This is a genomic window from Aeromonas sp. s8 (assembly GCF_040907785.1).
GTDB lineage: Bacteria > Pseudomonadota > Gammaproteobacteria > Enterobacterales > Aeromonadaceae > Aeromonas > Aeromonas veronii.
This window is the reverse complement of the sequence record NZ_JBFOCL010000051.1, coordinates 1-6,507: the sequence shown is the minus strand read 5'-3', so window position 1 is coordinate 6,507 and position 6,507 is coordinate 1. Positions and strand designations below refer to the sequence as shown.

The 6,507-nt window shown below is 56.5% G+C and carries 5 protein-coding genes and 2 pseudogenes; 1 reads left to right on the top strand and 6 read right to left on the bottom strand.

Features of this window, described 5'->3' with window-relative positions:
- Positions 1–191: pseudogene (locus tag AB5Y86_RS18740) on the bottom strand (IS5/IS1182 family transposase); the annotation flags it as partial.
- A gap of 101 nt (positions 192–292) precedes the next feature.
- Positions 293–448, bottom strand: a pseudogene (locus AB5Y86_RS18735) (IS3 family transposase); the annotation flags it as partial.
- Positions 449–572: 124 nt separating this feature from the next.
- On the opposite strand from AB5Y86_RS18735, the gene AB5Y86_RS18730 reads away from it, so the two are divergent.
- Entirely contained in the window at positions 573–1,250 is a 678-nt protein-coding gene (locus tag AB5Y86_RS18730) for a hypothetical protein (RefSeq protein WP_144715426.1), read from the top strand.
- 179 nt (positions 1,251–1,429) lie between these two features.
- On the opposite strand, the gene AB5Y86_RS18725 is transcribed toward AB5Y86_RS18730, so the two are convergent.
- From AB5Y86_RS18725 to araG, 4 genes are all read right to left on the bottom strand, one after another.
- On the bottom strand, positions 1,430–2,392 hold the full coding sequence (locus tag AB5Y86_RS18725) for an IS1595 family transposase (protein ID WP_266135760.1): 963 nt from the start codon (positions 2,390–2,392) through the stop codon (positions 1,430–1,432).
- A gap of 521 nt (positions 2,393–2,913) precedes the next feature.
- Positions 2,914–3,822 carry an arabinose operon transcriptional regulator AraC gene (gene araC, locus AB5Y86_RS18720; RefSeq protein ID WP_368193779.1) on the bottom strand — a complete coding sequence of 303 codons (909 nt, stop codon included), beginning with the start codon at positions 3,820–3,822 and terminating at the stop codon, positions 2,914–2,916.
- Positions 3,823–3,943: 121 nt separating this feature from the next.
- On the bottom strand, positions 3,944–4,945 hold the full coding sequence (gene araH / locus AB5Y86_RS18715) for an L-arabinose ABC transporter permease AraH (RefSeq protein ID WP_265324040.1): 1,002 nt from the start codon (positions 4,943–4,945) through the stop codon (positions 3,944–3,946).
- 26 nt (positions 4,946–4,971) lie between these two features.
- Complete coding sequence (gene araG, locus AB5Y86_RS18710) at positions 4,972–6,471, bottom strand: L-arabinose ABC transporter ATP-binding protein AraG (RefSeq protein WP_100652445.1); 1,500 nt, start codon at positions 6,469–6,471, stop codon at positions 4,972–4,974.
- Positions 6,472–6,507: the final 36 nt, after the last annotated feature.

The window sequence follows — 6,507 nt, the reverse complement described above, 5'->3', positions numbered from 1 at the left end:
TGAATGCGTAGCATGGTTTCCAGCGGATAAGGTCGCCGGCCATTACCAGCCTTGGGGTAAAACGGCTCGATGACTTCCACCATGTTTTGCCATGGCAGAATCTGCTCCATGCGGGACAAGAAAATCTCTTTTCTGGTCTGACGGCGCTTACTGCTGAATTCACTGTCGGCGAAGGTAAGTTGATGACTCATGATGAACCCTGTTCCATGGCTCCAGATGACAAACATGATCTCATATCAGGGACTTGTTCGTACCTTCCTTAACTGTGTGTCCGGATTTAGTTGACCACTACATAATGACCTGGACGGCGGCGATAGCCGGTTTGTGAACGTAAACTTTCATGCCGCATTAATCGCGCCACCCGGTGTTTCCCACAGGTCTCGCCCATCTCTCGCAGATCATCCCGGATCTTGCGATAACCATAGACGCCCCCGTTTTCTAAATAACTGTTCCAAATATTAGATCACAGGAGGACTGGGTATTTAGGGTTGCGTTAGGGTCGGCCAACTCCAGATGTGGTCTATTGTCTACTATGGTTCATGCTGCACGTTAACCACTGAAGGAGCTTCCCGATGCGCAAGATACAAGTTTTGGCCCTGACTGTGACAGCGGGCCTACTGCTGTGCGCCGGTGCCACTAAGGCGAGCACCGATCCGATGGGCTTCTTTATCACCAGTGTCGGCAGTGGCAAGGGTGGTGATCTCGGCGGTTTGAGCGGCGCAGACGCCCACTGTCAGCAATTGGCCGCCGCCGCGGGCGCCGGCAACAGGACTTGGCGTGCATACCTCAGCACGCCGGGCACCTTCGCGCAGGGCAGCACGCCGGCGGTGCAAGGCACGCATGCGAGAGACCGCATCGGCTCCGGCCCCTGGTACAACGCCAAGGGTGCGCTGATCGCCGCCAACCTGACCGAGTTGCACGATAAGGCCAACATCACCAAGGACACCGCGCTCGACGAGAAGGGTAACGTGGTCAAGGGCCGTAGCGACCAGCCCAACGAGCACGACATCCTGACTGGTTCGCGCGCCGACGGCACCGCGTTCGCGCCGCAAACAGACACCACCTGCAAGGCGTGGACCAGCAGCGGAGACGGGTCAGCGATTGTCGGTCACCACGACCGCGCAGGCCCGCTGCAAGATAACTGGTCAACGAGTTGGAACTTCTCCCATCAGTCGGCTGGATGCAGCCAGGAGGCGCTCAGGAAAACCGGCGGCGCCGGGAAGTTCTACTGTTTTGCGGCGGACAACTGACGGTACGGTGGTTCGGGCTGAGGCATTCAAAAGTAAAGGTCATACGGCCTTCGCTAATTAACTGATCCTAATTGTGCTCCATCTTGCGGATGCCTCAGTGTCTCGCGAAGAACTATAAAGGACAGCGGCAACCCGTAAGGTTGCCGCTTGATATAGTCAGGAGATGATGTTAATTAAGGCTATGTCCCAATTACGTGTTGCATGGGGCGCCCCAGCGCCTCATGCAAACATGTTTTGATATTTACGCCTTTTCCGTAACGCTCCAGCATCCGGCGCCAACCCAAGTAGTTCTTCAGGTAGTGCGTCGCCACGCCATGGAACCGCTCCATCCACTCTTTCAACCGATGGTGATACCCGTTTACGTGCTGGATGTGATACGCACCGACCACCCGTTCGCCTTGACGATTGCGCACCACCTGATGGGTTATACCCTGTTCCTTGCTGAAACAGGCATACACACCCGCCCCATCGCTACACAGCACCGCATCCGGTGACACCAACGGCTTCAACACCGCGATGACCGTCTCGGCATCTATTTTCTCCAACTGGAAATCCGCATGGTGGCCTGCACGGTCTTGTACCACCATCACCGGGATGTAATCTGGCCCGGTTCCACGAGTTCGACCTTTACCACCGCGATGACGTGGTGGACGTAGCAGTCCCCGCTGCCCCTTGAACGATTCAAGGAAGAAGGTCTCATCAACCTCAACGATGCCCTCTTCCCGGGTGGCCTGATGGGTTGACATCGCGCGCAAGAAGCGGTGGCGCCAGAGGAACGCGGTGTTTTTGCTGACCCCACAGCGCCGCGCGGCCTGGCGGACAGTCAGTCCTTCGATGAGGGCTTGCGCGTAGTCTTCCCAGCACTGTGCTTTACGCAATCTGGCCAAGGGCGTCTTGGTCAGAACGGTGCTGGTGCGCAGACACAGTTTGCAACGGTAGCGGCGCAGCCCCCGACTCCATCCCCAAGGCGCCAGCTGGGTAACATCGGCCTGACAATGTGGGCAGCCACTGCATGCCGGTAACTGAGTATTGAGAGAGGTAATGGTGTGGGGTGCAGTGAGCTCCTGCTGAGCAACACGGCGCTGGCGCAGGGTTAACTGGGGAAAGAGAGACAGCAGGTGTTGAAAGGCTGGGGTATCCATGATGGTAGACCTCAAGGTGATGGCCTACTTCAAGATTAGCCTTTCAACACGTAATTGGGACAGAGCCTATTTTTTCACGAATCGAAATTTTTTCGCCTTGCATTTTAAAACCCCATGATTGGCTGAAAGTCATTAACTTTATTCAGGTGCACGTGCGTTTCTTGCCGTCCTTATTTCTTGGCATGGGAGGAATTATTCACGTTAGTGACAGATGGGGTGAGAATGCCTTGTCCATAAACATGGATAATTCTGCTACGGATAGGAAAGTGTGACTCTGGCCAAAATTTCATACGTAATTCCCCATGATCTTCCATTACCGTAAACCAAGAACTAATAAAGCCTCAAAGAGGCCTGATGTGGGTTCGAAAACCTCTCCTTGCGAGTAATTAAAGACTGGCTTGAGGCGCAATTCAGTCACGGTTCAACTGCTTGGCCTATTGAGCTGAGTTTCATGGGGAGTCATGACTTCATATCATGACCTTGCAGCAGGCTGCTTGCCGGCCATCTAGCTGGCTACGCTCTTACAGGGTGGAGCTCTTGCGATATTCCGTTGGGCTGACACCAACCCGTTTCTTGAAGACCCGAGAGAAGTAGAGCTGATCGTCATAGCCAACTTGTTGGCCGACGATGGCGATCGTCAATGGTGTAGTCTGCAGCAGCAGCTTGGCACGCATGATGCGCTGATCCTCGCGCCAGCGCACGATGCTCACCCCAACCTGATCGCGAAATAAATGGGCCAGTCGCGAAGGGGAAAGAAAAACTAGCTCGGCGAGAGAGTCAATGGAGATTTCTGCCGCAATGTTCTCACTCAACATCTGGCAGGCTTGCTGCACCCGGGGGTCAATGGTCGGCTGCTCGGTCTGGGAGAAAACTTCGTAGCAACGTATCAGCAGACGCTCCAGCAGATTCATCGCTAGCGGTTCCGACATCGGGGTAATCCCCTTGTGGGTCTCAGCAATGGAGACGAAGAGGGCATCAAATTCCCTTACCAGGGCGTCATTGTCGAGGTTGAGCCGCCCTACCCCTTGCATCATCTTGGGCCATTTCAGCCAGTCAGCCCAGTAGGCCCGCGGCCTGAAGTAGACCCAATGGTGATACCATTCCTGCTGTTCGGGGGCGCGAGAATAGTAGTGTGGAACGCCGGGTGGAAAGAGCAGCAGTTCGCCAGGAGCAACCCCGAAGGCATTATCGCCGGAGAAAATTTTCCCTCCCCCCGCCATTGTCATGTTGATTATATAGCCCTTCATTCCACCGGGTCGATCGATGATGAAATCCAGCGGCCCCCCCTGCTCGATGGGAGTCAGTCCCGATACGAGGAAGATATCGAAGGCATAGCCGGGCAACAGGGGATTGAGTTGCTTGGGCTGGTCGCGTTGAATCGGCGGCATATTGAGAAGGAAGGTTCCCGTCAGAACATCGAGAACCGCCATTGTAGGAATGAGCCTCGAAATTCCGCCAGATTTAGCCTCCCGCACGAGCGAAAAGTTAAGCCCGGATCACATTCGTCCGGGCTCTTGTCGATGAATTGGTCACGCTATTCCACGTTGGCCATCACACCTTGGACTTGCGCACCTGCTTGTAGCGATCAAACAGCACGGCGGCGAGCAGGATCAGCCCGCGCACCACATACTGGGCAAACGGCGAGATGTTGAGCAGGTTCATGGCGTTCTCCATCAGCCCCAGGATCAGCACCCCGGCGATGACATAAGAGATCTTGCCGATCCCTCCCTTCATGGACACCCCTCCCAACACACAGGCCGAGATCACCACCAGCTCGAAGCCAATGGAGGTCATGGGCTGCCCCGAGGTCATGCGTGAAGCGAGGATGATCCCCGCCAGCGCCGCGATGAAGCCGGTCATGGTAAAGATGATGATCTTGGTTCGTACCACATTGACCCCTGCCAAGCGGGCAGCTTCCTCGTTGCCTCCCATCGCTAGGGTGTTGCGGCCGAAAGTGGTCTTGTTCAGCAGCAGACCGAACAGCACGAAGCAGATGACTGTGAGCCAGACCGGAGTGGGGATTCCGAGCAAGGCGGAGTTACCGAGGTCGAAGAAGCCCTCTTCCACGATCCCGACTGCCTTACCGTCGGAGATGATGTAACCCATACCACGGGCCATCTGCATGGTCGCGAGTGTGGTGATCAGAGCGTTGATCTTGAACTTGGCCACCACAATACCGTTGATAAAACCGAACAGCACGCCCACTGACAACCCCGCCAGCACCCCCATAGGGATGCTCTCGGTGGCGTTGATAGCGACGGCACAGGTGACGCCCGAGCAGGCCACTACGGAACCGACCGACATGTCAAACTCGCCGGAGGCGAGGCAAAACAGCATGCCACAGGCCACCATGCCGGACATGGAGACGGCCAGCCCCAAGCCCTTCATGTTGATCAGGCTGGCAAAGTTGGGCACTAGGGCAGAGGTCAACAGGAACAGGATGGCAAAGATCACCAGCATGCCGTATTGATCCCAGATGCGCATCAGTTGTGCCTTGGGACTGCTCGCCGTTTCGGCGCCCTGGGCCACGGTGGTAGAGCTAGTTGTAACCATGGTCTTTTTTCCTCGAATAAATAGAGTTAGCGGGTTGGCATGGCCAGATTGAGGGCCTTCACTTCATCGGCCTCGTCATGGGTAAGCTCGCCGGCAATCTTCCCTTCGCGCATCACCAGAATGCGATCAGCCACACCGAGCACCTCGGGCAGCTCGCTCGATACCACCACCACGGCGATGCCTACCTTGGCCAAGTCGTAGATCACGCTGTAGATCTCATTTTTGGCCCCGACATCAATCCCCCTGGTCGGTTCGTCGAGCAGGATCACCTTCATGTCCTCGGAGAGCCAGCGACCCAGGATGGCCTTCTGCTGGTTACCGCCGGAGAGGTTCATGATCGCCTGATCGGGTGATGGGGTCTTGACACGCATATCGCGAATACGCAGCCGGGCGTTGTCGTCTTCCCAGCGCTGATTGATCCAAATACCACCGAACGACTTATGACGCCGAGCGCTGATGTTGATGTTCTCCTGCACCGAGTGGATCGGAATGATGCCGAGCGCCTTGCGATCCTCGGTACAGAGCATGATCCCGCTGCGAATGGCGTCGATGGGGTTGCGGATGGTCATCGGCTTGCCGCACACCTCAATCTCGCCGCAGATCATCCTGTCTGCGCCGAAGATGAGTTTCATCAGTTCGCTGCGGCCAGCCCCGACCAGGCCGAAGATGCCGAGGATCTCACCACGCTTCACCTCGAACGATACCGGTTCGTTTAGGCCTGCCCCCATAAGGCTGCTTACCCTGAGGCCCGTTTCGCCAAGCGGTCGGGGGGCATAGCCATAAATGTCGACAAGCTCGCGCCCCACCATGGTCTTGACCAGTAGATCCCGATCTACCTCGGCCATGGAGGAGAAGGTGCGCACGAACCGGCCGTCCTTGAACACGGTGATGGCATCGCACAACTCGAAGATCTCGTCCATGCGGTGCGAGACGTAGAGGATCACCTTGCCCTCATCGCGCAACTGGCGAATGACCCTGAACAACTGCTCTATCTCACGTGCCGACAGGCTGCTGGTCGGCTCATCGAAGGCGATCACCCTAGCATCCCGGGTCAGCGCCTTGGCGATCTCTACCATCTGCCATTGACCGAGGGACAGGTATTTAAGTGGTGTCTCTGGCGTCACATCCATGCCGAGACGCTCGAGCTGGCGGGCTGCATCACGATAGAGCCGCTCCTTGTCGATGACACCATGGCGGGTCGGCAACTGGCCCAGATAGATGTTCTCGGCCACCGTCATTTCAGGGACCAGATGCAGTTCCTGATAGATGATGGCGATGCCGCTCTCGAGGGCATCCACCGTGCTCTGGAATACCTGCTCCTGGCCGCCAAGTCTCACTGCGCCCCGGGTCGGGGCCTGAAAGCCGCTCAGAATCTTGAGCAGAGTAGACTTGCCGGCACCATTTTCGCCCATCAGGGCGTGAACCGTGCCTTCATTGCAGTCGAACGAGACATCCTGTAAGGCCTTGACCCCCGGAAACTCCTTGCTGATGCCGCAAAATTGCAGATATGGAACTGATTGATTCATTTATCACTCCCGACGGCCGGTGCGGTTTACCGCACC

What these genes read in the sequence shown, in the direction of transcription:
- AB5Y86_RS18730 (WP_144715426.1), top strand. Translation starts at nt 573, where the DNA reads ATGCGCAAGATACAAGTTTTGGCCCTGACTGTGACAGCGGGCCTACTG.
- AB5Y86_RS18725 (WP_266135760.1), bottom strand. Translation starts at nt 2,392, where the DNA reads ATGGATACCCCAGCCTTTCAACACCTGCTGTCTCTCTTTCCCCAGTTA.
- araC (WP_368193779.1), bottom strand. Translation starts at nt 3,822, where the DNA reads ATGGCGGTTCTCGATGTTCTGACGGGAACCTTCCTTCTCAATATGCCG.
- araH (WP_265324040.1), bottom strand. Translation starts at nt 4,945, where the DNA reads ATGGTTACAACTAGCTCTACCACCGTGGCCCAGGGCGCCGAAACGGCG.
- araG (WP_100652445.1), bottom strand. Translation starts at nt 6,471, where the DNA reads ATGAATCAATCAGTTCCATATCTGCAATTTTGCGGCATCAGCAAGGAG.